General features: G+C 41.4%; 21 protein-coding genes, 1 tRNA gene and 2 pseudogenes. 14 read left to right on the forward strand and 10 right to left on the reverse strand.

Going from position 1 to position 23,031, the window contains the following annotated elements:
- The 4 genes from cheD to Q0C11_RS01495 all read left to right on the forward strand — a co-directional run bounded on the left by cheD (position 1) and on the right by Q0C11_RS01495 (position 2,717).
- Complete coding sequence (cheD, locus tag Q0C11_RS01480; protein WP_293005115.1) at positions 1 to 612, forward strand: chemoreceptor glutamine deamidase CheD; 612 nt, start codon at positions 1 to 3, stop codon at positions 610 to 612.
- Positions 613 to 648: 36 nt separating this feature from the next.
- Positions 649 to 1,728 carry a chemotaxis response regulator protein-glutamate methylesterase gene (locus Q0C11_RS01485; protein ID WP_293005117.1) on the forward strand — a complete coding sequence of 360 codons (1,080 nt, stop codon included), beginning with the start codon at positions 649 to 651 and terminating at the stop codon, positions 1,726 to 1,728.
- A gap of 53 nt (positions 1,729 to 1,781) precedes the next feature.
- A complete protein-coding gene (locus Q0C11_RS01490; RefSeq protein WP_293005119.1) occupies positions 1,782 to 2,276 on the forward strand; it encodes an NlpC/P60 family protein in 495 nt (164 codons plus the stop codon).
- 126 nt (positions 2,277 to 2,402) lie between these two features.
- A complete protein-coding gene (locus tag Q0C11_RS01495; RefSeq protein ID WP_293005120.1) occupies positions 2,403 to 2,717 on the forward strand; it encodes a DUF4389 domain-containing protein in 315 nt (104 codons plus the stop codon).
- A 165-nt stretch (positions 2,718 to 2,882) separates the two neighbouring features.
- Here Q0C11_RS01495 and Q0C11_RS01500 read toward each other — a convergent pair.
- A pseudogene (locus tag Q0C11_RS01500) lies at positions 2,883 to 3,032 on the reverse strand (transposase); the annotation flags it as partial.
- A 66-nt stretch (positions 3,033 to 3,098) separates the two neighbouring features.
- Here Q0C11_RS01500 and rfbD point away from each other — a divergent pair.
- On the forward strand, positions 3,099 to 3,998 hold the full coding sequence (gene rfbD, locus Q0C11_RS01505; RefSeq protein WP_293005122.1) for a dTDP-4-dehydrorhamnose reductase: 900 nt from the start codon (positions 3,099 to 3,101) through the stop codon (positions 3,996 to 3,998).
- A complete protein-coding gene (gene rfbB / locus Q0C11_RS01510) occupies positions 3,982 to 5,094 on the forward strand; it encodes a dTDP-glucose 4,6-dehydratase (RefSeq protein WP_293005123.1) in 1,113 nt (370 codons plus the stop codon). Before rfbD ends, rfbB begins: the two co-directional genes overlap by 17 nt.
- Before the next feature lie 67 nt (positions 5,095 to 5,161).
- Here rfbB and Q0C11_RS01515 read toward each other — a convergent pair whose 3' ends face one another.
- From Q0C11_RS01515 to Q0C11_RS01530, 4 genes are all read right to left on the reverse strand, one after another.
- Positions 5,162 to 7,924, reverse strand: coding sequence for a valine--tRNA ligase (locus tag Q0C11_RS01515; protein ID WP_293005124.1), 2,763 nt, complete (start codon positions 7,922 to 7,924; stop codon positions 5,162 to 5,164).
- 152 nt (positions 7,925 to 8,076) lie between these two features.
- Positions 8,077 to 8,436 carry a hypothetical protein gene (locus Q0C11_RS01520; RefSeq protein WP_293005126.1) on the reverse strand — a complete coding sequence of 120 codons (360 nt, stop codon included), beginning with the start codon at positions 8,434 to 8,436 and terminating at the stop codon, positions 8,077 to 8,079.
- Positions 8,437 to 8,453: 17 nt separating this feature from the next.
- On the reverse strand, positions 8,454 to 8,894 hold the full coding sequence (locus tag Q0C11_RS01525) for a DNA polymerase III subunit chi (RefSeq protein WP_293005127.1): 441 nt from the start codon (positions 8,892 to 8,894) through the stop codon (positions 8,454 to 8,456).
- A gap of 35 nt (positions 8,895 to 8,929) precedes the next feature.
- Positions 8,930 to 10,426: a leucyl aminopeptidase gene (locus tag Q0C11_RS01530; protein ID WP_293005128.1), complete on the reverse strand. Its 1,497-nt coding sequence runs from the start codon at positions 10,424 to 10,426 to the stop codon at positions 8,930 to 8,932.
- A 306-nt stretch (positions 10,427 to 10,732) separates the two neighbouring features.
- Between Q0C11_RS01530 and Q0C11_RS01535 the strand changes: the two genes are divergently transcribed.
- Together Q0C11_RS01535 and serB are read left to right on the forward strand one after the other, a co-directional pair.
- On the forward strand, positions 10,733 to 12,196 hold the full coding sequence (locus Q0C11_RS01535; protein WP_293005129.1) for a GGDEF domain-containing protein: 1,464 nt from the start codon (positions 10,733 to 10,735) through the stop codon (positions 12,194 to 12,196).
- 18 nt (positions 12,197 to 12,214) lie between these two features.
- On the forward strand, positions 12,215 to 13,045 hold the full coding sequence (serB, locus tag Q0C11_RS01540; RefSeq protein WP_293005131.1) for a phosphoserine phosphatase SerB: 831 nt from the start codon (positions 12,215 to 12,217) through the stop codon (positions 13,043 to 13,045).
- Between the two features lie 30 nt (positions 13,046 to 13,075).
- Here serB and Q0C11_RS01545 read toward each other — a convergent pair whose 3' ends face one another.
- On the reverse strand, positions 13,076 to 14,686 hold the full coding sequence (locus tag Q0C11_RS01545; protein WP_293005133.1) for an NAD-dependent malic enzyme: 1,611 nt from the start codon (positions 14,684 to 14,686) through the stop codon (positions 13,076 to 13,078).
- Between the two features lie 394 nt (positions 14,687 to 15,080).
- On the opposite strand from Q0C11_RS01545, the gene Q0C11_RS01550 reads away from it, so the two are divergent.
- Positions 15,081 to 15,506 (forward strand): group III truncated hemoglobin, encoded by a 426-nt coding sequence (locus tag Q0C11_RS01550; protein WP_293005135.1) that lies wholly within the window; start codon positions 15,081 to 15,083, stop codon positions 15,504 to 15,506.
- A 24-nt stretch (positions 15,507 to 15,530) separates the two neighbouring features.
- Positions 15,531 to 17,207 carry a diguanylate cyclase gene (locus Q0C11_RS01555; protein WP_293005137.1) on the forward strand — a complete coding sequence of 559 codons (1,677 nt, stop codon included), beginning with the start codon at positions 15,531 to 15,533 and terminating at the stop codon, positions 17,205 to 17,207.
- Between the two features lie 4 nt (positions 17,208 to 17,211).
- Here the strand turns inward: Q0C11_RS01555 and Q0C11_RS01560 are convergent, their stop codons facing one another.
- Complete coding sequence (locus tag Q0C11_RS01560; RefSeq protein ID WP_293005139.1) at positions 17,212 to 18,084, reverse strand: SH3 domain-containing protein; 873 nt, start codon at positions 18,082 to 18,084, stop codon at positions 17,212 to 17,214.
- Between the two features lie 438 nt (positions 18,085 to 18,522).
- Between Q0C11_RS01560 and Q0C11_RS01565 the strand changes: the two genes are divergently transcribed.
- The 3 genes from Q0C11_RS01565 (at position 18,523) to Q0C11_RS01575 (ending at position 21,208) form a co-directional block, all read left to right on the forward strand.
- Complete coding sequence (locus tag Q0C11_RS01565; protein WP_293005141.1) at positions 18,523 to 18,993, forward strand: hypothetical protein; 471 nt, start codon at positions 18,523 to 18,525, stop codon at positions 18,991 to 18,993.
- A gap of 1,121 nt (positions 18,994 to 20,114) precedes the next feature.
- Positions 20,115 to 20,396 (forward strand): transposase, encoded by a 282-nt coding sequence (locus Q0C11_RS01570; protein ID WP_293005143.1) that lies wholly within the window; start codon positions 20,115 to 20,117, stop codon positions 20,394 to 20,396.
- Positions 20,397 to 20,413: 17 nt separating this feature from the next.
- A complete protein-coding gene (locus tag Q0C11_RS01575; RefSeq protein ID WP_293005144.1) occupies positions 20,414 to 21,208 on the forward strand; it encodes an IS3 family transposase in 795 nt (264 codons plus the stop codon).
- Positions 21,209 to 21,433: 225 nt separating this feature from the next.
- Here Q0C11_RS01575 and Q0C11_RS01580 read toward each other — a convergent pair whose 3' ends face one another.
- Positions 21,434 to 21,658: a hypothetical protein gene (locus tag Q0C11_RS01580; RefSeq protein WP_293005145.1), complete on the reverse strand. Its 225-nt coding sequence runs from the start codon at positions 21,656 to 21,658 to the stop codon at positions 21,434 to 21,436.
- Between the two features lie 112 nt (positions 21,659 to 21,770).
- Between Q0C11_RS01580 and Q0C11_RS01585 the strand changes: the two are divergent.
- Positions 21,771 to 22,505, forward strand: a pseudogene (locus Q0C11_RS01585) (IS5 family transposase); the annotation flags it as partial.
- Positions 22,506 to 22,533: 28 nt separating this feature from the next.
- Here Q0C11_RS01585 and Q0C11_RS14655 read toward each other — a convergent pair.
- Together Q0C11_RS14655 and Q0C11_RS01590 are read right to left on the reverse strand one after the other, a co-directional pair.
- Positions 22,534 to 22,665: an Arm DNA-binding domain-containing protein gene (locus Q0C11_RS14655; protein WP_367273721.1), complete on the reverse strand. Its 132-nt coding sequence runs from the start codon at positions 22,663 to 22,665 to the stop codon at positions 22,534 to 22,536.
- A 261-nt stretch (positions 22,666 to 22,926) separates the two neighbouring features.
- Positions 22,927 to 23,013 (reverse strand) — tRNA-Leu (locus tag Q0C11_RS01590).
- Positions 23,014 to 23,031: the final 18 nt, after the last annotated feature.

Raw genomic sequence — 23,031 nt, forward strand, 5'->3', positions numbered from 1 at the left:
ATGGTTGAGATCCTTGATGAGCAAATTGCGAGCAATTTATATTTTGACAAAAGCTTTAACCATCAAGCAGTCAAATTGTTACCAGGTGAATACTATGTCACTGATAAAGACATGCTCTTGGTAACTGTGCTCGGCTCATGTGTAGCAGCTTGTATACGTGATTGTTATAGCGGTATCGGTGGTATGAATCATTTTATGCTTCCAGATGGTGGTGCGGACATAGGTAGTCCGTTAAATGCTTCAGCTCGTTATGGTACGTATGCAATGGAAATATTGATCAACCAGCTACTCAAATTGGGCGCTCGCAGATGTAACCTCGAGGCTAAAGTATTCGGTGGTGGTAATGTTTTGGATGGGTTGACGGTTGTAAATATCGGGCAGAGGAATGCAGATTTTGTTTTGAAGTTTTTACAAACCGAAAAAATAAAAGTTGTAGCGCAAGATTTAGTTGATATATTTCCTCGTAAGGTCTATTTCTTTCCAAAAAACAATAAGGTAATGGTAAAGAAATTACGGGATATTCGTAACGTGACTATTTCCCAGCGTGAGAAAGATTATAGTCAACGTTTGCGCAAGGTTGAAAGTGGTGGAGAAATAGAATTATTTTCTTAGCTGAATTTGCTTCTTGAATTTCCTTGAGTTCATATTATGAAAAAAATTTCAGTTCTAGTCGTTGATGATTCAGCACTTATTCGTAAGTTATTGAGCGAAATCATTAATAGTCAACCGGATATGGAAGTCGTTGGGGCCGCGGCTGATCCTCTGGCGGCACGCGAAATGATACGAGCAATGAATCCAGATGTACTGACTTTGGATGTCGAAATGCCTAAAATGGATGGAATTGATTTTCTAGAGAAATTAATGCGATTGAGGCCTATGCCTGTTGTTATGGTTTCAACTCTGACTGAGAAAAGCTCGGACGTAACTTTCCGAGCACTTGAATTAGGTGCAGTCGATTTCGTGTCTAAGCCTAAAATGGATATAGTGTCGGGATTAAAAGAATATGGTAACGAAATTGCAGATAAAATCCGTATCGCGAAATCAGCTAGGCTCAAGCGACATATACCTTTGCCAATTTCAAAAAGTGTTAATGCAGATGTTGTGCTGCCAACTGTATCAAACCGTATTTCGTCGACTGAAAAGTTAATTATAGTAGGTGCCTCTACTGGCGGTACAGAAGCAATTAAAGAATTTTTGATTCGCATGCCGCCTGATTCACCAGGTATACTTATTGCCCAGCATATGCCGGAAGGATTTACCAGGTCATTTGCTAATCGTATGAATAGTCTATGCAAGATATCAGTTGTTGAGGCTCAGGGAGGAGAAAGGGTGTTGCCAGGCCATGCTTTTATCGCACCAGGACATTCGCACTTATTGCTTAAACGTAGTGGTGCAAATTATCTGACTGAATTAAATCATGGTGAACCAGTGAGTCGACATCGACCCTCAGTTGATGTACTATTTCGTTCAGCAGCAAATTGTGCAGGCAAAAATGCTATTGGTGTAATTCTAACGGGCATGGGAAAAGATGGTGCTGTAGGAATGTTGGAGATGCACAGAGCGGGGGCATATAATTTTGCTCAAGATGAGGAGAGCTGTGTTGTTTTTGGGATGCCAAAAGAAGCTATTGCTGCAGGTGGAGTTAATGAGGTTATTTCATTAAAAGATATGGCTAGATGTGTTCTATCAAAGGTATCTAGTATGGGGTCACAACGTAACCGTATTTAGCTTGCTTGATTTCCTGGTATTTGATTTAGGATAAAGTGAAAAGTACACTATCAATGAAAAGATCTGTTTCTCGACTTATTATTTTTGTTGGTATCAGTTTTTTAGTTAGCTGTGGATCAATTCAAGAACGGTCTTTTTCCACGCATGATTCTCGTTCTGCTGCCAATAAGCCCCTAGATCCCAGTTACCTGAGAAAAATACTCTATTCTCACTATAATGAATGGCAAGGTGTGCGTTATGAATATGGTGGACTGAGTCGACGTGGGATAGATTGCTCAGGTTTTGTACATTTGACGTTTAAGTCAAAACTCGGTAAGAATTTACCAAGAACGGCAAGGATGCAAGCAAAAATTGGGCAAGAAGTTAGAAGAAATGATTTAAGGGCTGGAGACTTGGTGTTCTTCAGAACTGGTAAATCTTCAAATCACGTAGGAATTTATCTGGAGAATAATAAATTCTTACATGCGTCTCAAAAGAAAGGTGTCACAATATCACGGCTTGACCAAGTTTATTGGAGATCCAATTACTGGAAATCCGTTCGTATCTAATTTGAAATATTTCCTTCTAGTAGCTTTCCGTATCTTGGTGTGAGCCGTGTGGGAGAATCGCTGCTGATATATTGTTTATGTTTAGAGCGTTGATAAATAATCTACACTATATTGTGGAAAAGTGAAATGGATGAAGAAATCAAGCAAAGATTACAAAAGAAAGATTTCTGGCAGCGTGGCCTTTATGTTATTTTCTTTATGTTTATCTACGGCTTATCTAATTCTTTAGTTATCTGTGTCGTTTTCTTTCAGTTTGTTACTTTGATAATAACTGGAAAAACAAATTCCCTATTACTTGGATTCAGTCAAGGCTTAAATGCATATATCCATCAGATAATTAGTTATTTGTCATTTAATACTGACTTGCGCCCATTTCCGTTTAGCGCATGGCCACAGGATACTAATCGTGTTGGATTTACTGACACCAGTGCAGATGATTGATTGACTATGGCTATCTGACGCGACAAATCAGCATTTCAATGTTTTTTGTTGCAGAAGAAGAGAGTACACTGTCGGCGGTTTATCTAGTCGCCCTGAAAAAGTATCGGAAAACAATTATTTCAGGCAAGCTGTCGGAAAAAAGAGTTAGAAAATGATTAGCAGTCATTGTTTTAAGTTCCAAGCAGCTGCGGCCATCCACAGATTGATGTGATCACCATGTGTGCCCTTCAGGTAATTTCTGGCCATTCGGTAATCCGATCTCAGGCGGCCGATAATGGGCTCAATTGCTGCACGCCTTCTGCATTGTTTTCGTTTGTTTGACTACTAGAGAAGTTGCCAATCTCAGTGCGACATGAATAATTCCAGGGAATGAAATCTATTATGACCGTATTAATAATAGGTGCAGCAGGTCAATTAGGTACAGAACTTTGTTTGCGCAGCAAAGAGCGTGGCTATAACTTCGTTGGTGTCGATTACAATGAATTGGATATCACCAATGAATCCAGTATTCAGGCCTTTGTTGCACATATAAATCCTACAATTATTATCAACGCTGCCGCTTATACTGCCGTCGACCGCGCTGAGACTGATATTGCTTCGGTCTTTGCCGTCAATCGTGATGGTCCGCTATATCTGGCAAGGTCCTGTGTGAAGGCTGATATACCGCTATTGCATGTTTCCACCGACTACGTATTTGATGGAAGAAAGTCTGCCCCATATCATGAAACAGATACTCCGAACCCGCAGGGAGCTTATGGCCAGAGTAAGTTAGAAGGTGAAACTGCTGTTGCCAATACGCTGGAAAAATACATAACGCTACGTACAGCCTGGGTATTTTCAGCCACAGGCAATAATTTTGTCCGCACCATATTGCGTCTTGCTAAAGAACATGACGAACTGAGTGTTGTTGCTGACCAAACCGGCGCGCCAACCTGGGCAGGCGATATCGCTGAAGTCCTGTTGGAAATTGTGGATCGAATACACCAAAGTATGACTATTACTTGGGGACTGTATCATTACACCGGTGTCCCTGTCACCACATGGCACGCTTTTGCTGAAACCATCTGCCAACAGGCTTTTGAGCTAGGCATGCTGAATAAAAAACCGTTTATCAAACCCATCAGCACATCTGAATATCCCACCGCCGCCAAGCGTCCACAGAACTCAGCGCTGGCATGTGCGCGCATTCAAGAAGAATTACTCATTTCTCAAACAGACTGGCGAAAAGGGTTAGAACAAGTGTTAATCCAATGGAAAAAAAACAATGAATTATCAACCTAAGCATTTATTAGTGACGGGTGGCGCTGGATTTATTGGCAGCAACTTCGTGCATTATTGGTTGCAGAAATATCCTGACAGCCAGGTTACGGTACTGGATGCGCTTACCTATGCCGGAAACTTACAAAACTTAAGAAATATACAAAACAACAAGGCTTACAGTTTTGTGCACGGCGACATCCTTGATACCGCATTGGTAGAAAAATTATTGCACGATGCTTCGATTGATACCTTAGTGCACTTTGCTGCAGAAAGTCATGTGGATCGATCAATTCTAGGGCCAGACGCCTTTCTTAAAACCAATATCGAAGGCACGCATTCATTGCTTAAATCTGCCAAAAAAATATGGCTTGATGGGGGCAAAACATCCCATCGCTTTCACCATGTATCCACGGACGAAGTTTATGGTACGCTCACACCTGACGCTCCTGCATTCACTGAGCAGCATCAATATCTGCCTAATTCACCCTATGCAGCCAGCAAGGCATCTTCGGATCACATAGTGCGCAGTTACCACCATACTTACGGTCTCAATACCACCATCAGCAACTGTTCGAATAACTATGGTCCCTATCATTTTCCAGAAAAATTGATCCCTTTAATTATCGTCAACTGTCTCGAAGGCAAATCCTTGCCGATTTATGGCGATGGTAAACAGATTCGAGACTGGCTCTACGTTGAGGATCATTGCCGTGGTATAGAACGTGTTCTCCTGAGTGGAAAGGTGGGTGAGGTCTATAATATCGGCGGCAACAATGAGTGGGCGAATATCGAAATTGTTACACTCGTCTGTCAGTTGATGGACAAATACCACCCTCATGGCGCACCACATACCCAATTAATCACTTATGTCACTGACCGTCCCGGACATGATCGCAGATATGCCATTGATGCCACCAAGATCATGGATCAACTATCTTACAAGCCGTTGGAGACATTTGAAACCGGCATCCACAAAACGGTTCAGTGGTATCTCGATAACGAGGACTGGTGGCGTGGCGTTATGAATAATAGTTACAAAAAATGGCTAGATACGAACTATTCTGATAAAAAAACACGGTCACAAGCAACTGAGTTTGAGAGCAAAGTAATCCAATAAATTTTCTACCAATGGCTTACTTGATTGACAGCGCATCTCAGCGGATTCTCGACATTCTGTAGACGAGCTAATTCAGTTTTTCCAGCTGTAAAGTTAGATGATCGAGTTTTTTGTTAAATGTAACTAGGCGGTCTTTTTCTTGTTCGACAACCTGCGCCGGCGCTTGTTTAACAAAGCTGGGATTGGAAAGTTTAGCTTGTGCCTTGGACACTTCTGCCTGAATGCGGGTAATTTCCTTGGATAAGCGTTCGCGTTCCGCTTCCACATTTACCTCGATTTTCAGCATTAATTTAAAATCCCTGACAATTGCCACGGGAGCATCTGCCACAGGTAATCCATCTGATTGAATCTCTATATTTGATAATTTAGCTAATGAAAGCAAGTAGGGCGAGAAATTTGATAACGTTTGTGAATCACCACTGGCGAGAAGTGGCACCTTGAGTGCGGGTGATAGTTTCATTTCACCGCGCAGGTTACGGCAGGCATTGATTATTTCTTTGAGTAACAGAATCTCTTCAATGGATTGTTGATTGATTTTGGTTGTATCAGCAATCGGATATGGCTGGCACATAATGCTTGCACCTTGTTTTCCTGCAAGCGGAGCGACTTTTTGCCATAGTTCCTCGGTAATGAATGGAATGATAGGATGTGCCAGCCGCAGCATGGCTTCCAATACACGCACTAATGTTCTGCGTGTTGTCCGTTGAATCGAATCCTGTGGGTTGTTTAATTGTACTTTAGCCAGCTCAACATACCAGTCGCAGTACTCATCCCAGACCAGTTCGTAGATCTCACGTGCTAAAAGATCAAAGCGATATTGGGTAAATGCCAGTTCAATTGCTTGTTCAGCTTGTTGCAGTCGACTGATGATCCATCGATCGGCTGCAGAATAAGTGAGTGGTAAGGTTTCATCCAATCCGGTATCTTTGTCTTCACAATTCATTAGGACAAAGCGTGTTGCATTCCAGAGTTTGTTGCAGAAGTTCCGGTATCCTTCACAGCGTTGCAGATCGAATTTAATATCTCGACCGTGCGAAGCCAGGCTGGCAAATGTGAAACGCAAGGCATCGGTACCAAAAGCTTGAATCCCTTCGGGAAAATGTTTGCGGGTATTTTTTTCAATCGACTCGGCTTGCTTTGGATTCATCAGTCCGGCTGTGCGCTTTGTGATCAAATCGGGAAGGGTAATGCCATCGATCAAATCCAGAGGATCCAGTACGTTTCCTTTGGATTTGCTCATTTTCTGACCTTCAGCATCGCGAATTAGGCCCGTGATATAAACTTCCTTGAAAGGCACTTGGTTGGTGAAATGTAACGACATCATCACCATGCGCGCTACCCAGAAGAAAATGATGTCAAATCCCGTGATCAATACCGATGTCGGCAGGAACGTTTTCAGTTCTGGCGTTTCATCCGGCCAGCCCAAGGTGGAGAATGGCCAGAGCGCTGATGAAAACCAGGTATCCAGCACATCATCATCTTGTTTCAGATTGCAGTTGCCGGAAAGTTTCTGTGCTTCTTCCAGGTTATGCGCCACGGTGACGTTGCCATCTTCGTCATACCATGCTGGGATACGGTGCCCCCACCATAATTGGCGTGAAATACACCAATCCTGAATGTTCTCTAGCCATTGGTTGTAAACATGCGTCCAGTTGTCCGGGGTAAACTTAATTTCGCCATTGGCAACGATTTCTAGTCCACGCTTAGCCAGGCTTTCCATCGCGACATACCATTGATCAGTCAGCATCGGCTCGATGATGGTATTGGTGCGATCGCCTCGTGGAGCCATCAGCTTGTGAGGTTTGGTCTCAACCAGAAAACCTTGCGCATCCAGATCGGCAGTGATTTTTTTTCTGGCCTCAAAACGATCCATGCCTTGATATTCGGTTGGAGCCATATCATTGATTTTTGCATCCAAGGTAAAAATGTTGATGGGCACCAAATGGTGTCGCTGTCCCACCAGATAATCATTAAAGTCGTGAGCGGGAGTAATTTTTACACAACCGGTACCAAATTCCAGATCGACATAAGAGTCCGCGATAATTGGAATAGTGCGCTCACATAGTGGTAGTCTGAGGTGTCGCCCAACCAGATGTTGATAACGCGGATCCTCGGGATGCACGGCGACGGCCACATCACCCAGCATGGTTTCTGGGCGGGTAGTGGCGACAATTAAAGCGCTCGTTTGTTCTGTGCCAGAACCATCCGTTTGTTCCAATGGATAGCGTATGTGCCACAATGAGCCATTTTCTTCAGTTGCGACGACTTCCAGATCGGATACGGCAGTTTGCAAAACAGGATCCCAATTCACCAGCCGCTTGCCGCGATAAATCAATCCTTCACAATATAAGCGAACAAATACTTCAGTGACAGCGCGTGATAATGCGTCATCCATGGTAAAACGCTCGCGTGTCCAGTCACAAGATGTACCCAGACGTCGCATTTGCCGGGTGATGGTAGAACCAGACTCTTCTTTCCATTGCCATATCCGTTCTAAAAATGCTTCCCGGCCCATTTGGCGTCGATCGAGATTCTGCTGATCCAGTTGACGCTCAACTACAATCTGCGTGGCAATACCGGCATGATCAGTGCCTGGTTGCCATAAAGTACTGTGCCCTCGCATGCGGTGATAGCGCGTTAGTGCATCCATTAAGGTGTGCTGGAATGCATGCCCCATGTGTAATGTGCCCGTAACATTGGGAGGTGGCAGCATGATGCAATAGGCGGAGCAATCTTCAGTTGCAGTAGGTTTGAAATATCCGGCTGATTCCCATTCGGAATACCAAAGATTTTCAATATGCTTAGGGTCAAAACTTTTTTCGAGATCCATGAAATTTTAAGGGTGTAAGTGTTGCTAAGAAAATAGCCATTATACTACTGGATGCCATGCCCGCGTGCAGGACAAGAGACGCAGGTTATTTAGATGCAGGTCGACATATCTATTACTGCAGTGGGGTAGACATAACTAACTATTTGCAACGGTTATTTGATTTGATTGGTCAATCGAACTTCCAAAGCGTTTGCCAGCGCCTTTTTATTCAGAGTATCCATTTCGATATTGGCATCTCTTAACGCGGCATCGAGTATTAGCTGGATCGGTGTTAGGCGTACTGGCTGCAGTTGAATTACGGACGGGTGAAGTACCACCACTTCACTCAATAGTGGTATTGTACCTGCATCCATGGAGGCTGTTTTGTCGGCATGCTGCGCGCTTGCAGAGAGTGTGACGTTACTTATTGCAGGAGTGATTTTACCTTGACTCTGATATTTGTTGAGTAAGCTACGAAATTTCTCCAGTATTGCAGCATCATCAAAATCGATTGCAGGTTTATTCTCATCCATGATAGAAGAAGCGGCAGTTAATGTGGATCGAGCTGTTCATTTAGATGGTAATGTTGTATCTCATAACCGGCATTCTTATAAAAACGGTAGCGTTCGCGTGCTGCCAGTTTGTCCTCATGAGAAGTGCCTGCAATCTCGATTAATCGCTTAAACTGATCCAATAAATTTGGAGGTTGATCATGCAGATTAATCAACACATCAAACGGAGAGCTTACTTGAATTTGATTACTTAAAATCACCGGCGTTACGCCTACCAACTGATCACTGTCCAGGATATTGCAATGTGGAATAAAGCTGGTAGGTGAAAACGTCCATAGTAATTCATCTAACTGATCTAGCAATGTTGATCCGGGCGTGTAAATCAATATTTTCATATTTTTCTGTACTGCTTTGGCGCAAAGCCGACACGTTGTTTGTAACTTATTGCTTGATCCCGAGTAGAAAATAATATGTGTCATAAAAATCAATGCATTGAATTTAGACTGATAGAACTCTAGCTAGAAGCCCTGGATTGTGCAATCAAGAATTGTGTTAATAACGGCACTGGTCGGCCGCTTGCTCCTTTATCTTTACCTGATTTCCAGGCTGTTCCTGCAATATCCAGATGTGCCCAGCGGTATTTCTTGGTAAATCGGGATAGGAAGCAAGCAGCCGTAATAGTTCCTGCAGTTCTTCCTCCGATATTAGCGATATCTGCAAAATTGCTTTTTAGTAAATCCTGATATTCATCCCATAAAGGCAGTTGCCAAGCACGATCAGCTGCTTGTTCTCCGGCTTCTAATAATTCTTGCGCAAGCTTGTCATCATTACTCATCAGGCCGGTGGTGAGATTGCCTAATGCAATTACGCAAGCGCCTGTCAAGGTGGCGATATCAATCACTATTTTGGGGTTGTAGCGTTCGGCGTAGGTTAATGCATCGCATAAAATCAGGCGTCCCTCTGCGTCGGTATTTAAAATTTCAATGGTCTGGCCGGACATGCTGGTTACTACGTCTCCAGGCTTTGTCGCGTTACCGCTGGGCATATTCTCGGTTGCTGGAATGATTGCAACCAGATTGATCGGTAATCTCAATTCGGCAACTGCAAGCATCGTTCCTAACACGCTACCGGCTCCGCTCATGTCGAATTTCATTTCATCCATTTCAGCAGCAGGCTTGAGCGAGATGCCACCGGTATCAAAAGTCACTCCTTTACCAACTAAAACAATGGGGTGTTCTTTTTTACCCAATCCATAGTATTCCAGCACAATTAGCTTTGCCGGTTGTTCGCTACCGCGGGCAACAGAGAGAAGAGATCCCATACCTAACTTTTCCATATCTTTTTCATCTAATATGGATGCCTTGAGCTTATACGTTTTGGCAAGATCTTTGGCTTGCGTGGCAAGATAAGTGGGGGTACAGATATTCGGAGCAAGATTGCCCAAATCTTTTGTAAGATTCATCCCATGAGCAATAGCTAAACTTTGTTGCATGGCCTGTTCACACGCAATGAGTTCTTCTTGAGTATCGATGCAAAATAATATCTTGCGTAATTTGCTCTGATTGTTCTCGGGCTTGCTTTTTAGCTGATCAAATCGGTAAATGCTGCTGATTGTAGCAATGACGGTTTGAGAGATTTTCCAATCATTTGTGCGCACTTTATTAGGAAAGTCAGATAAAAACAGCATGACATCAGCCACCGCTGTTTTGTGCAAGGCATTTAACGTTGAATTGATCACCGCTAAGAATATTTTTTCATTAAATTCCTGCTCTTTTCCTAACCCAATTAATAAAATTCTTTTAAATTGCGTACCCGGAACATTATGAAGTAACAGGGAAGTATTCACTTTTCCGTCGATATCACCCGACGTAAGTATGTTTTTAATATGTCCTTGTGTAATTTTGTCCAATACTTTTGCCGACTCAGTCATTTTTCTTGATTCGAAAATTCCAACCACAGCACAGGCGCCTCGTTGTTTCTCAGGGGTTCCAAATTTAATTCCAAAATCCACGTTTAACTCCTTTATCAAGAATGTCCTTTCGAACAATTCATTAGTTTAGTATTTATCCAGTTGATTGTCTTATAACTGCTTTGTTCCAAATAATCAAAACAATTTCTACGATAATCTAATCACATACTTTGGTTGGAAAATAAGCGCCTGATTATAGAGCCAAGAAGTATGGTGAATAATTTGAAGAGTTATAGTAGGTAATCCTTGTGGAAATAAGACAATATGCTGTGTTATGTATTATAATGAAAGCATAATCAGTATGTTACTCAATAGTATATAAGTATTGTATAACAATAAGGGCGATAAGTGATTGATGATGTATTGAGAAGAAGATTAAATTTTTGTGCAACGTTGCCGAGTTTGCCTGCGGTCGCTGTCAAAATAATTGAACTGGCGAATGATCCTGATGCCGATATCGGAGCGGTTTGTCAATATATTTCAATGGATCCGGTGCTTTCTGCAAAATTACTTCGTACTGCTAACACGCCATTGTATAAATCCCGTCGGATTGCGACAAATATTCGGCAAGCTATCAGTATACTTGGCACGCATACCGTAATTGTTATTGCCCTATCTTTTTCCTTGTCGAATTCCCTAATAAAAAGTCCTTTGTCGAGCCAGGGCTCCGCTTTTAATAGCAATATCTTCTGGCGCAGGTCGATAGCTACAGCGCTAGCTAGTCGTGCGTTTGGGGAAAAGCTTGAGTTGAATTTTCTGGATGATTTATTCCTAGCAGGCTTAATTCAGGAAATTGGCATCCTTGCATTTTGGGTTATTATGCCGGAAGAATATGGACAGGTTTTTGCATCGACTACTGATCATGATACATTGCTTAAAAACGAGCGTGAGGCATTTGGAGCTGGACATGATGAATTAGGGTATGCCTTGCTCAAAAAATGGCATCTTCCTGATTACATAGCTTTATCCTGCATTAATAGCCACGCTCAGCCGGAACCGAAAAACTTAGGCCCAACCTTGCAGGCATGCTTGGCAGTTTCTCGTTATATGGCGGATTATTTTTTGTACCCTCATGATGCTGATAAAATAGTCGCCTTAAATCAAGCGGCACAAAACTGGCTAGAATTTGATACAGAAGTACTCATTGATGTTATTAAAATTATGGAAGTCGGGTTGAGTGCTGTTGAGGATTTGTTTGAAATGACGTTGCATGATTCGTCAGAAGTCAATGGGATTCTAGCTGAAGCTAAAGAATTGTTGATGATCCACAGTCTATCCAGAATGAGGGACTTGGAAGATAAGTCGCAGCGCGATGGATTGACAGGCGCTTATAATCGTACATATTTTGACGATACATTACGACGAGAATTTAATCTGGCAACACAATATAATTTGCCTTTGACGGTTGCAATCATTGATCTTGATCATTTTAAACAGGTCAATGATACTTATGGCCATATTGCAGGGGATTCTCTTTTGGCCGCTGTAGTAAAAACGGTTTTTGACCAAATTCGCCAAGATGATACCTTGAGTCGTTATGGTGGTGAAGAATTTGCTTTGATTCTTCCGGGAACGGCGCTTTCTGCCGCAAGGAACTTAATTGCTCGCCTAAAAGATTCGATTGCCGCAATTTCGTACAAATTTGATAGCAGCAGCATCATTCAGATTACTGCCTCCATAGGGGTCGTTTCATATCATGAAAATGCTGCGCATTTTCATGATGCAAAAGACTTAATTAAGGCTGCAGATTCAGCACTCTATGCGGCTAAACATGCGGGTCGCAATAGAATTATAGAATGGAGTCCTGGCTAGACCAAGCCTATATTACTTATGAATCTAATTATCCAAGGACTGGACGTAAACAACAGTGATTTACGGTCTGTTGCAAAATTATCTCATGCAGATGGAATTGAGCGGATTACCGGTCAAGCATTCCGTTTGACAAACGCGATGCAGTCCAATGATATTCCCGAGTATTGTTCGCACTCGGAATTGGATTGTGCGTTTATAACCTCTGAGCAAAAGCTTTCCGATATTAAATTAATTGTAATGGACATGGATTCCACGTTACTGGCAATTGAATCCATAGACGAAATTGCGGATATGCAAAATATCAAGCCTCAAGTTTCAGCTATTACACAACAAACGATGAAAGGCGAAATAAGCTTTGAAGAAAGCCTGACACGCCGAACTTGGTTATTGCGAGGCGTGCATCAAGATGCTTTGCAAAAGGTCTATGATGAACGTGTCAGACTCAGTTCCGGTGCCGAGAAAATGTTACAGCAGGCCAAACGATTTGGCATAAAGACAATGGTGCTCTCTGGTGGTTTTACATTTTTCACCGAACGGATTAAAGAAAAACTGGGGCTTGATTTTGCGGCTGCCAATGTACTGGAGATTGAAAATAATAAATTGACCGGAAAAGTGGTAGGAGAAATTATTGGCAGACAAGGAAAGGCGCAAGTATTAAAGCAGGTGCGTGACACACTTGGATTGAAGCGCGAACAGATCATTGCGATTGGAGATGGCGCAAATGATCTGGACATGATGTCCGAGTCTGGAATTAGTATTGCTTATCATGCCAAACCCATTGTCAAACAGCATGCGACGTATTCGATCAATTATGTGGGCTTGGATGGTGTTATCCATTTATTCACCTGAACCGATAGGTTTTTTAATGAGGCGGGTTATCTAGTAATTCGGTTCATACATCAATGGCCTAATGTAGCCACTAAGATCCTCCGGCAAACTCAAATTGGTTAGTTTCTCTTGGATTGCTACTTGGCAGACAACGACAGCGATGGCGTGAGATACTTCACGCACTCGAGTTAGAGAAGGATAAACTGCGCCACTGTGGATTTCTTGTTCTGAAACAATGCTTGCCAGTACTTCTGCGGCTGCCAGAAACATACTTTGCGTTACTAGTCGGGCGGCACTGACATAAATACCAAGGCCTATGCCTGGAAAGATATAGGCATTATTACCTTGCGCAGGCTTAAATAACTGACCCTTGAACGTTACGACGTCGAATGGGCTGCCACTAGCAAAAATAACTTGTCCATTACTCCAATGATAGGCTTGCTCAGCCGTACATTCCGTATGTGAGGTTGGATTAGATAAGGCTATAATAACAGGGCGTTCATTGACTGTAGACATTGCACGCACAATGGTCTCAGTAAATGTTCCAGCTACCCCGGTAGCGCCAATCAGCACATCCGGCTTGATTGTACTGATGGCATCAACAAAACTGCAAGCAGCATGATCGTGTGCAAAGGGTTGGATGCGTGGCTTAATATTATTGTTGTGCGAGGTTACAAGCCCTTTTCTGTCGATGAACCAAAGTCTTTTCTGTGCTTGCGATTGACTTAATCCAGCGGCAAGAAATGCATTTACCATCAGTTCCGCAGTTCCGCTTGCTGCAGACCCCGTACCCAAGAACATGATATTCAGGTCAGTGAATTTTTTCTTGGTGATACGGCATGAGGTATAGATGCCCGCTAGGGTAACTGCGGCGGTTCCCTGTATATCGTCGTTAAAACAACGTACTTTCGGAGCATAGCGATCTAAAAATTCAAATGCATGAGGCGACGAGAAATCTTCAAACTGTATCAATGCACTCGGGTAACGCAATTGCACTGCTTTAATAAATTCATCTACTAATGCACGGTAGGCATTATCGTTAATGCGTGGGTAGGGGTAACCTAGATAAAGTGGGTCTTCTCGCAAAGGTATATTGTTGGTGCCTACGTCGAGCATGACGGGCATACATTGCGCTGGATGGATTCCGGCACATGCAACATACAGGGCTACTTTGCCGATGGAGATGCCCATGCCATTGGCGCCTAAATCTCCCAAGCCTAAAATACGTTCTCCATCGGTCACAACAATGACTTGAATATCTTCTTCAGGCCAGTTTTTTAGGATGGTGGCAATTTCACCACGGTCTTCAGGAGAAATATAGAATCCTTGTGCACTTCTGTAAATATGCGCAAATTCACTGCAAGCTTCTCCAACGGTCGGGGTATAGACTAATGGCATAATCTCTTCGATATGATTAATCATGGTGCGATAAAAAAGTCGCTGATTGCGTTCCAGCAAGGCGTTTAAAAATATATATTTTTCTATTGCGCTATTTTTGCGACGCAGGCTGCCGAGCACGCGCTCTATTTGTCTGTCAATGCTTGCAACATTGTAAGGGAGCAATCCTCGCAATCCGTATAGTTCACGTTCTGCATGTGTGAATCCAGTTGACTTGGTATGAGCTGGATTTGTAAGTAGTGTTCTTCCGCGTAAGTTTTTCATAGTAGTTGGGATTTCTTAGGAGATTAGATGATCATACTACTGTCTTGCTATTCTGGATAATTCTGAGTGATTTCAAGTTGGACATTCCAGGCAACGAAAGATAGACTTATTCGTTTCAGTAAAAAATATTTAAAAATTTTATTTTCAGTAACTTGGTAAAATTTTTCCGGATAAATTTAGTCGGATTTGAGTAATCGCAACAAGCTTGGCAAAATTGTGGCAATGGATTTTTGATGTTTCTCTTTGCATCGCTTTGCGATACAAAGAAAATTTAGATCAGTAGTATGAATTAATTTGCCACGACAATAGATTCGATTCAAGTTTGAAAATCCTGTTGTAAAACTATCCTTAGTTAACTTTAATCAATAACTTTAGTGAGGTAATCAATAAAATTATGAATCAAACGCATTTTCCCATGCCTAATCCCAGCTTATATACTGAAGAAGATGTAGCACAATTAGTGCATACTTTTTATGCGAAAGCCAGAAAAGATCCCGCGCTAGGTCCTATCTTTGAGGCGCATGTAATTGATTGGGATGCGCATTTTGTACAAATGACTAATTTCTGGTCAGCGCAATTACGCGGAACTAGCAGATTTCGTGGAGCACCGATGCCCAAGCATATTGCACTGCCGGAACTTACTGCCGAATTATTTGAACGCTGGCTTCAAATTTTTCGGCAAACGACTGAGGAGCTGGGTAATTCGAATTTACAGCAGCAAGCCAACGCAATCGCATCTTTTATCGCAGGTCGATTGTGGCAGGGCTATCAAATCAGCAATTATCCGGATAAACAACCCGTAGCGCTTCGTACGATATAACTTATGATCTGATCAAGGCTGAATTTGAATATTAAAAGCAAAATTATTGTTTTCTCTATTCTAGCTACACTGATACCAGCTGTGGGGTTGGGTATATTGTCGTTTCAGCAAAATGAAACGATGATCAACGAGAATGTTACGCGTGAATTGCGTGCACTGGCTAATTATGCTGGCCGGGAGTCGGATTTATGGATTAAAGAGCAAATTTTAATTGCGCGCGATCTTGCGACATCTATTTCAACTTCTAAGATTCTTATTGAGGAACTATCTTTAGAAAATCAATCTCAGGAAAATATATCTGTAGCACAGCAAGGAGCTCTGGAACTTTACTTGAAATCAGTGCATAGGCGCTTAGAGGATGTATTGGAATTGACGGTAGTTGATGTAGAAGGCGGAATAGTTGCAAGTAATGTAGCAATACCGTTTTCAGTAACATTGTCACAGGACTGGCCAGAAGATGCTTCTATTCAGGGGGATGTGGTAATTTCTCCAGAGTGGAATGAGAATTATGCAACTGCAATCTTAAGTGTCTCGGTGCCTATATTGTCGATCGATGATTATATCTTGGGAGCGCTAATCGTGACGTTTGATATGCGCAGCATTCAATTAAGTTTGAAAGATAAGGTTAAGTCTCCTCCTGGCGAAGTTCTGCTGTTAGATAAAGCCGGAAATATAATGCTGGCTAGCGATGCCGAGATTCTTAACACAAATGAATCGAAGTTGTTTGATTCAGGCATGATGAATCGCTTGCAAGAGAAACCGGGAGAGTACGAGATTTTTCTTGGGCCGCAGCAAGAAAAAGTGGTCGGTCTGGCGTATGAGTCGGAGAAACCTTCTATCACAATAATTGCGCTCAGAAACTATCAATCTGTCTATTCGGCTTGGGAACAACAACGTGATTTGTTTGCTGGTCTGATCGGCATAATGATTCTTGTAGTAGCAGCCATTGCATTGCGTATGAGTCATGCCATTGTGACTCCTTTGCAAAAACTAATTAGCGCAACAGAGAAAATTGTAAAAGGTGATCTTAACGTCGAATTAGTTAATTCACAGCACGATGAAATAGGGCAGCTTACGCAAAGATTTAATCAGATGACTGATAAGTTGCGGCAGAATCAGGTCGAAATAAACGCTGCAAGTGATGCTATGCAGAAGAAAAATCAATTATTGGAAACGTTATCGGTAACCGATAGCCTTACGGGTCTTTATAACCGTAATAAACTAAATATGATCATTAGCGATCAACTAGCTCGATATGAGCGAAACAAACGCCCTTTTGCTGCACTGATGATTGATGTTGATTATTTTAAAACTTTAAACGACAACCTTGGACACATAGCTGGCGATGAGGTTATTGCTGCGATAGCGAAAAAGATTTCACAATCAATTCGCAACGTCGATTTCGCGGCTCGTTATGGGGGGGATGAATTTATTATTATTCTGACTGAAACCTCTGTAAATGAGGCGGTGAAAACTGCGGAGCGGATACGAGCGCAAGTGGCTAATGTACATTGTAGCTCGCTCAATAAAACGCTGAAAGTTACGCTAAGTATCGGGATCATCCAAAGTGAACCAGAAGATTTGTCTTTGACGATGCTACTATCCCGTGTTGATAGCGCGTTGTACCAAGCAAAGCGTTCTGGACGTAATCAAGTTCACTGCTCAACGCCTATACCTGAGGTAAAGCAGCAACATAGCTAATATACTATGGGGTGTTGTTTTTACTTACCTCAAGTCCTGTACTCAGAATCCACCCTTGATTCTGATCAAGTTGAACTCGTAGCCATGAACCTAAGCTAGCGTTAGCTGACACCTTTGTATCTTTTTTTAGCGTGCTGATTATTTTTGCATTAGCACTTGGAGCCGTGCGCATATTAACATTCGTTTTTGTGTGCAATTGTATCGGTGTATTAAATTCAAAGAAGGAATTATTTTCATCGGTTGATTTCTTGCGATTAGGATGGGTAATCAAGTCGATCAGTTGTTTTGCCTGTGCAACGTAGTTCATGGCTGCAGCAAATTGATCCTGAGCAAAAAGAACTGAGGCTGTTTCAACAAGATGATGTGCTTGTATCTGCAGGATTTGATCGGTTGCTGGAATCTGAGTTTGTTTGAGGCGATCTAGGATTACTTCAGTTTCTGCTAATGCGGAAGCAGTGCTTGGCTTAGTAGCTAATCGATGCAGCTTTACTTGTGCTCGAGCCGCTTCTTTATTGACTTCTTGCAGTGTTTGCGCCTGATTATCTTGCTTAATCTGCTGATTCTTAATTATTTGATCTTTTTCTGCAATTATTTTTTCCAAGCGATCAATTTCCTTTTTTAAGCTTTCATCCTGAGGTGTTGCTACTGGCACTGGTTTAATGTCTGGAACTGGAATCGGTTTTGGGGATGCGCACCCGGTCAAATTTAAGGCTAATAGACATAGAGTAACTTGGGTTAATAAGGAGCCGAAAATTTTGGTTGGAAAAGATGATACCAATGAGAATAAAAATTTTATATTTTTTATTTCCAATAATTTTGGATCGCTTAGCATGACATTTTTAGTGACATTTTTAGTGACATTTATTAAATGACGCATATTCATGTGTTTTAAGGTTGAGTTGATTTAATTGTAGTACGGATGCAAGAAATTTTTATTGCCCATTTATACTTCCGTAAATTAATTACAAATCTAAGAAATTAATAAAAGTAGAGCGTACTGAAGAATTATCTGATTTTACAGGTTTAAGAAGAAATGTCGACAATCGAATGTGCTTGAAACTGAGCTTTTATTATTGCTAGTTTTTTGGTTTTCCTCGTGTGGGAGTATGCAAGGCGTTCTAATAATTTGATGAAAATTATTATTGTCGTAAGTAATCTTTTTTGCAAGCAAATACTCTTTGGTGGGCTCAACACCATAAAATATCAATTATCAATCCAGATCCCTGCGAAGTTCTGAACCAATGATAAATTCAGATGCATTAATCAGTTCTCTTTCCTGGCGGATCAAAATAAACCTTTATATTAGGGGCTTTTTATGAAATGGCTTTTCGGGATTATTGTTTTAATCTTGCTTGTTGTATCAGCACGCTTTAGAAAATTTGCAGGTTTAGTTGTTTTGATTTGTATTGTGGGAGGTGCTTTACTTTGGGGGTATCAGGAATATGAAAAGAATAAATCTAAAAGCAGAATTTCTGCTTCAGAAGTAACTTTGGAAAACATATCCTTTGAAACTAGAAACAATAATTATGAATTGACGGGGCGCATCGTTAATAACTCAGAAAAATATATTTTGAATGGTCTCCAGCTAAAAATTACAGTAAAAGATTGCACAAATAATGATGATACGCACTGCATCATTTTTGCAGAAAAAAAAGAATACATCTATCTCTCTATTCCTCCCAGACAGGCTAGAGATTTTAAAAAAGATATTTATTTATATTTAAACCAGAGTATAGAGAATAAGTTAGCATGGGATTACTCAATTGAATATGCGGAGTCGGAATGAAAGAAGTTCGTAAATTTTCTAGTGCTGTAAACTTCAGCCGCTAATAATATGGTGTTCTGTATGAAAAATACATGAAATAAAAGATATGTAGGGGAAACTTTGAGAAATTGGGAGTCGGATAACATGCTGCAATCAACTAATCATGCCTGCCGTGAATTTATGCCCTCTTAAAGTACCTCATGAGCGTCGTCAAACTTTAAAGTTGAGTATTTTGTATGAATGCGATAAATGCGCGTAATTTTATGTGTTTGCGGTAATTGAAGATTAGGCTAACAGTACTATATATAAAAGCCATATAGATATCATCCGCCCCAGGACAATGCACCATTCTTAAAAATTCTTTTTCCTATCCCGGTAAATCATTGCTAGCTCATTAGAATCAACGATAATCACCCATGAATTGGCGGTTAAATCGGCAGTAAATTTATAAAGAAAGATATTTAAAATATATTTGGTCTCTGCGCACTTGATTGCGTACTATTGGAGAAAATTTTTTCTGGTTTGAGGTGCAACCAATTATGAAACTAAATCGGCGTGCTGGGACTCAAGCAATACTTTTGATTTATCAATGTTAGTTCAGCAATTGATATATGCAGATTGGTTGATCTGTAAACTCATACATCTTTGTTAACCTAATTGATAAATTGCTGGTAAGCATGTTTTGAAATTTGTTCGCTAAAAAATAAATGGGGCTTTAGTCACTCTCACCACTGAGAATAGAAGAAGTACCTTGGTTAAAAGGGTATGAAAACATTAAAGTAATCTTACTCTTGCAATTGCAATTTATTATTTCCTTGACTTTGTATTTAATCCACAGCTTATGAATATTCTTTAGAATCTATATTATTATTTTGCATTAAATATGTAAGTATATGATAAACCTATCTTAATTAAGTCGTTGAATAATTAATCAGTCTAAGTAAAACCTTTATAAATCTTTGGGTTTGATACTTAACAAAGAAGTTATTCACAAAGTTATCCACAGAATTTGTTGGTAATGTAAAAAACCTCTTAAAAAATAATGCTGAAATGAAATAAAAATTATCTCATGGTTTGAAGTGGTACCGCAAAACTGGACAGGTTGTTAAGCTCTGTTATGGACACTATAAAGGATCATAATCATGAGCAAGAAACGCACACAATATTCCAGTGAATTCAAGGCAAAAATAGCGCTGTCAGTGATACGGGAGGACGAAACCATTCCCCAACTGGCAGCACGTTATGGGATACATCCCACACAGATCAATAGCTGGAAACGGCAGCTCATTGAACAAGCAGCTGAGTTGTTTTCCAGAAGCAACAGTTCAAGCAAAGAGAACGGACAAACCACAGATAATTTACACCGTGTTATCGGGCGACTGACGGTGGAACGCGATTTTTTAGCCAGAAAGCTCGATCATTAAGTGCGGCGGAACGCAAAATGATGATTGAGCGCCACGACAAACTGAGTTATATCCGCCAATGCCATTTACTGGGTTTGGCACGCTCAACTTACTATTATCAGCCTCAACCGGCAAGTGATGCTGAGCTGGTTTTGCTACGAAAAATGGACGAGCAATACCTAAAAACACCACAATATGGTTCACGCAGCTACGCCACGTGGTTTTTGCGTCAGGGAATACTGATAGGACGCAAGAAAGCGGCATCCATGATGAAGACTCTGGGTATTATCAGCACGGCGCCCAAACCGAGAACCAGTATTCCAGCTAGACAACACAAGATATATCCTTACCTACTCAAAGGCAAGATAATAAACCGGCCCAATCAAGTCTGGGCCGCTGATATTACCTATGTGCCAATGGAGAAAGGCTTTGGTTATCTGGTTGCCATCATGGACTGGCATTCCCGTAAAGTGCTGAGCTGGCGCTTATCCAACACGATGGATGCCGATTTCTGCGTTCAGGCTTTGGAGGCTGCCATTCAAGACCACGGTTGCCCGCAGATATTCAATACCGATCAGGGTGCTCAGTTCACCAGTGAAGCATGGATAGCTGTTTTGAAAAATCACGATGTCCAGGTCAGCATGGATGGAGCGGGTTGTTACCTTGATAATATTTTTGTTGAACGGCTATGGCGTACAGTAAAGTATGAACTCTTATACACCAGGGCATTTAGTGACTTAAAGGAGGTAAGGAAAAGTTTGACTCAGTGGTTTGGCTGGTACAATCAGGAACGTTTTCATCAAGGTCTTGATAACCAAACACCCAATTATTAATATCAAGCAATTCATCGGGCTGCCTGAGCTTGATTAACTAACAATAGCAGAGCTTAATTCTACTCTCAGGTTGTACAGTTGTAGGAGACCACTTCAGTTAGCCATTTGAGCATATTGAGTTAACCAGTATTTTTTGACACCTTAGAATTTATTTATGCTTTTAATTTCCCTCATGACGTCCATGCCAGGAAATACCTCGTAATGTAATGTACTTGATAGATAATATTATTCGATTTTGGCAAATCGCTCTAGAAATTCCTCTGCTGTTCCATTCCATTCTTCAATTTCTTTATGTTCTTCCGAAATGGTCGACACTAAACCAATATTATTCTTCTGAAAATCAACATGCGCTATTTTCCATATCACTCCACCATGTTTCTTGGTATACCTATCTCTAGATGAGATATCTATTTTTTCTAGCCATGCCGATTGTTCCTTTAAATCTTTCATATATTTTTTCCTTTTTTGCTAGGGTCTGTTGACGTTTTAAGATAAGTATTTAATAGATAGAAACAAGCTCGTAATATTGGAACTCTTACACCACCAACAAAACGAGTTTGCGATGCCCCGATTGATGTTCAATGATGAATTCCAGTCGAAGCTAGAAAAGATTCTGCTTCAAGAAGCAATTTATAACAAGCGCAATCTGCGCATGATGGTAGAAGGTATACTGTATCGAATGCGGGTTGGTTGTTCGTAGCGAGATCTGTCTGAGGCATTTGGATGCTGGAATTCCATTTACAAAAGATTCAATGCATGGTCGTTAAGTAGCAAATGGTTAAGGATTTTTAGATCGTTGGCTGTTGATCCGGATTGGGAATGGGAATTTATTGATGGCAGCTATGTTAAAGCACATCAGCATAGCACCGGAGGAGCAGGTCAAGAAGGGCAGGCCATTGGTAAAAGCCGTGCAGGCAATACTACAAAGATCCATTTGGTTGTTGATGGTTATGGTTTGCCAGTTAAGTTTGGAATCACCGGCGGAGAAGTCAATGTTTGTTCTGTAGTGGCTGATTTGATTGCTAGACTGTCTCGTGCAAAAGTGATTGTTGCGGACAAAGGGCTATGATAGCGAATTTATACGGGATCAGATAACGAAGAATGGGCACAGGCTGCGATACCGAGAAAGTGCAACTCGTTGAGGGGTAACGCAGATATGGATTGGGGTTTGTATAGATACCGGCATTAGGTGGAAAATGCTTTTGCCCGGCTAAAGCAGTATCGGGCAGTAGCGACACGAGACGATAAATTGAAGAGAAATTACGAAAGTATGGTAGCCATGGCGTGTGGATATCTGGGCTGCCTATGTGAAACGTCAGCAGACCCTAGCGATGGATCATATCCTTTGCGGGCAATTCACGTGCATCATCGCGTTTCTTTCTGGTATTAATAAGGGAGACTGCGGGATAAACACCGAATGCTAAAGTTTTACGTTTCCCCACAAATCGGTAATCCATGCGCCAATATTAACCCGTAGTTTTCACCAGTAAATACAATCCACTGCTGTCACTTATTTTGTAGGGCTGAATTTTTGCTTTAGCTTGACGTACTGTGATATCGGTAAGCATTTGACGGTATCTCGGTTGATAGTATCAAAAATACCGTCAAATGAAGATATGTCAAAAGATTATATGCTATCTTCTGATACAATCAGTCCATGAAAAACTCAATTATTACAAAGGATTTGATGCGATATGAAACTTTCTGAAAACCTCTATTGGTGCCGAGAGGGGGAATCGAACCCCCATGATGTCACCATCGCGGGATTTTGAGTCCCGTGCGTCTACCAATTCCGCCATCTCGGCCAAGCTATTTGACTGTTT

The sequence above is a fragment of the Nitrosomonas sp. genome (assembly GCF_022842015.1).
Classification (GTDB): domain Bacteria; phylum Pseudomonadota; class Gammaproteobacteria; order Burkholderiales; family Nitrosomonadaceae; genus Nitrosomonas.

Bases quoted from the DNA above. Each gene is read 5' to 3' on its own strand.
- cheD (WP_293005115.1), top strand. From the start codon at position 1: ATGGTTGAGATCCTTGATGAGCAAATTGCGAGCAATTTATATTTTGAC.
- Q0C11_RS01485 (WP_293005117.1), top strand. From the start codon at position 649: ATGAAAAAAATTTCAGTTCTAGTCGTTGATGATTCAGCACTTATTCGT.
- Q0C11_RS01490 (WP_293005119.1), top strand. From the start codon at position 1,782: ATGAAAAGATCTGTTTCTCGACTTATTATTTTTGTTGGTATCAGTTTT.
- Q0C11_RS01495 (WP_293005120.1), top strand. From the start codon at position 2,403: ATGGATGAAGAAATCAAGCAAAGATTACAAAAGAAAGATTTCTGGCAG.
- rfbD (WP_293005122.1), top strand. From the start codon at position 3,099: ATGACCGTATTAATAATAGGTGCAGCAGGTCAATTAGGTACAGAACTT.
- rfbB (WP_293005123.1), top strand. From the start codon at position 3,982: ATGAATTATCAACCTAAGCATTTATTAGTGACGGGTGGCGCTGGATTT.
- Q0C11_RS01515 (WP_293005124.1), bottom strand. From the start codon at position 7,924: ATGGATCTCGAAAAAAGTTTTGACCCTAAGCATATTGAAAATCTTTGG.
- Q0C11_RS01520 (WP_293005126.1), bottom strand. From the start codon at position 8,436: ATGGATGAGAATAAACCTGCAATCGATTTTGATGATGCTGCAATACTG.
- Q0C11_RS01525 (WP_293005127.1), bottom strand. From the start codon at position 8,894: ATGACACATATTATTTTCTACTCGGGATCAAGCAATAAGTTACAAACA.
- serB (WP_293005131.1), top strand. From the start codon at position 12,215: ATGAATCTAATTATCCAAGGACTGGACGTAAACAACAGTGATTTACGG.
- Q0C11_RS01545 (WP_293005133.1), bottom strand. From the start codon at position 14,686: ATGAAAAACTTACGCGGAAGAACACTACTTACAAATCCAGCTCATACC.
- Q0C11_RS01550 (WP_293005135.1), top strand. From the start codon at position 15,081: ATGAATCAAACGCATTTTCCCATGCCTAATCCCAGCTTATATACTGAA.
- Q0C11_RS01560 (WP_293005139.1), bottom strand. From the start codon at position 18,084: ATGCGTCATTTAATAAATGTCACTAAAAATGTCACTAAAAATGTCATG.
- Q0C11_RS01565 (WP_293005141.1), top strand. From the start codon at position 18,523: ATGAAATGGCTTTTCGGGATTATTGTTTTAATCTTGCTTGTTGTATCA.
- Q0C11_RS01570 (WP_293005143.1), top strand. From the start codon at position 20,115: ATGAGCAAGAAACGCACACAATATTCCAGTGAATTCAAGGCAAAAATA.
- Q0C11_RS01575 (WP_293005144.1), top strand. From the start codon at position 20,414: ATGATGATTGAGCGCCACGACAAACTGAGTTATATCCGCCAATGCCAT.
- Q0C11_RS01580 (WP_293005145.1), bottom strand. From the start codon at position 21,658: ATGAAAGATTTAAAGGAACAATCGGCATGGCTAGAAAAAATAGATATC.
- Q0C11_RS14655 (WP_367273721.1), bottom strand. From the start codon at position 22,665: ATGGATTACCGATTTGTGGGGAAACGTAAAACTTTAGCATTCGGTGTT.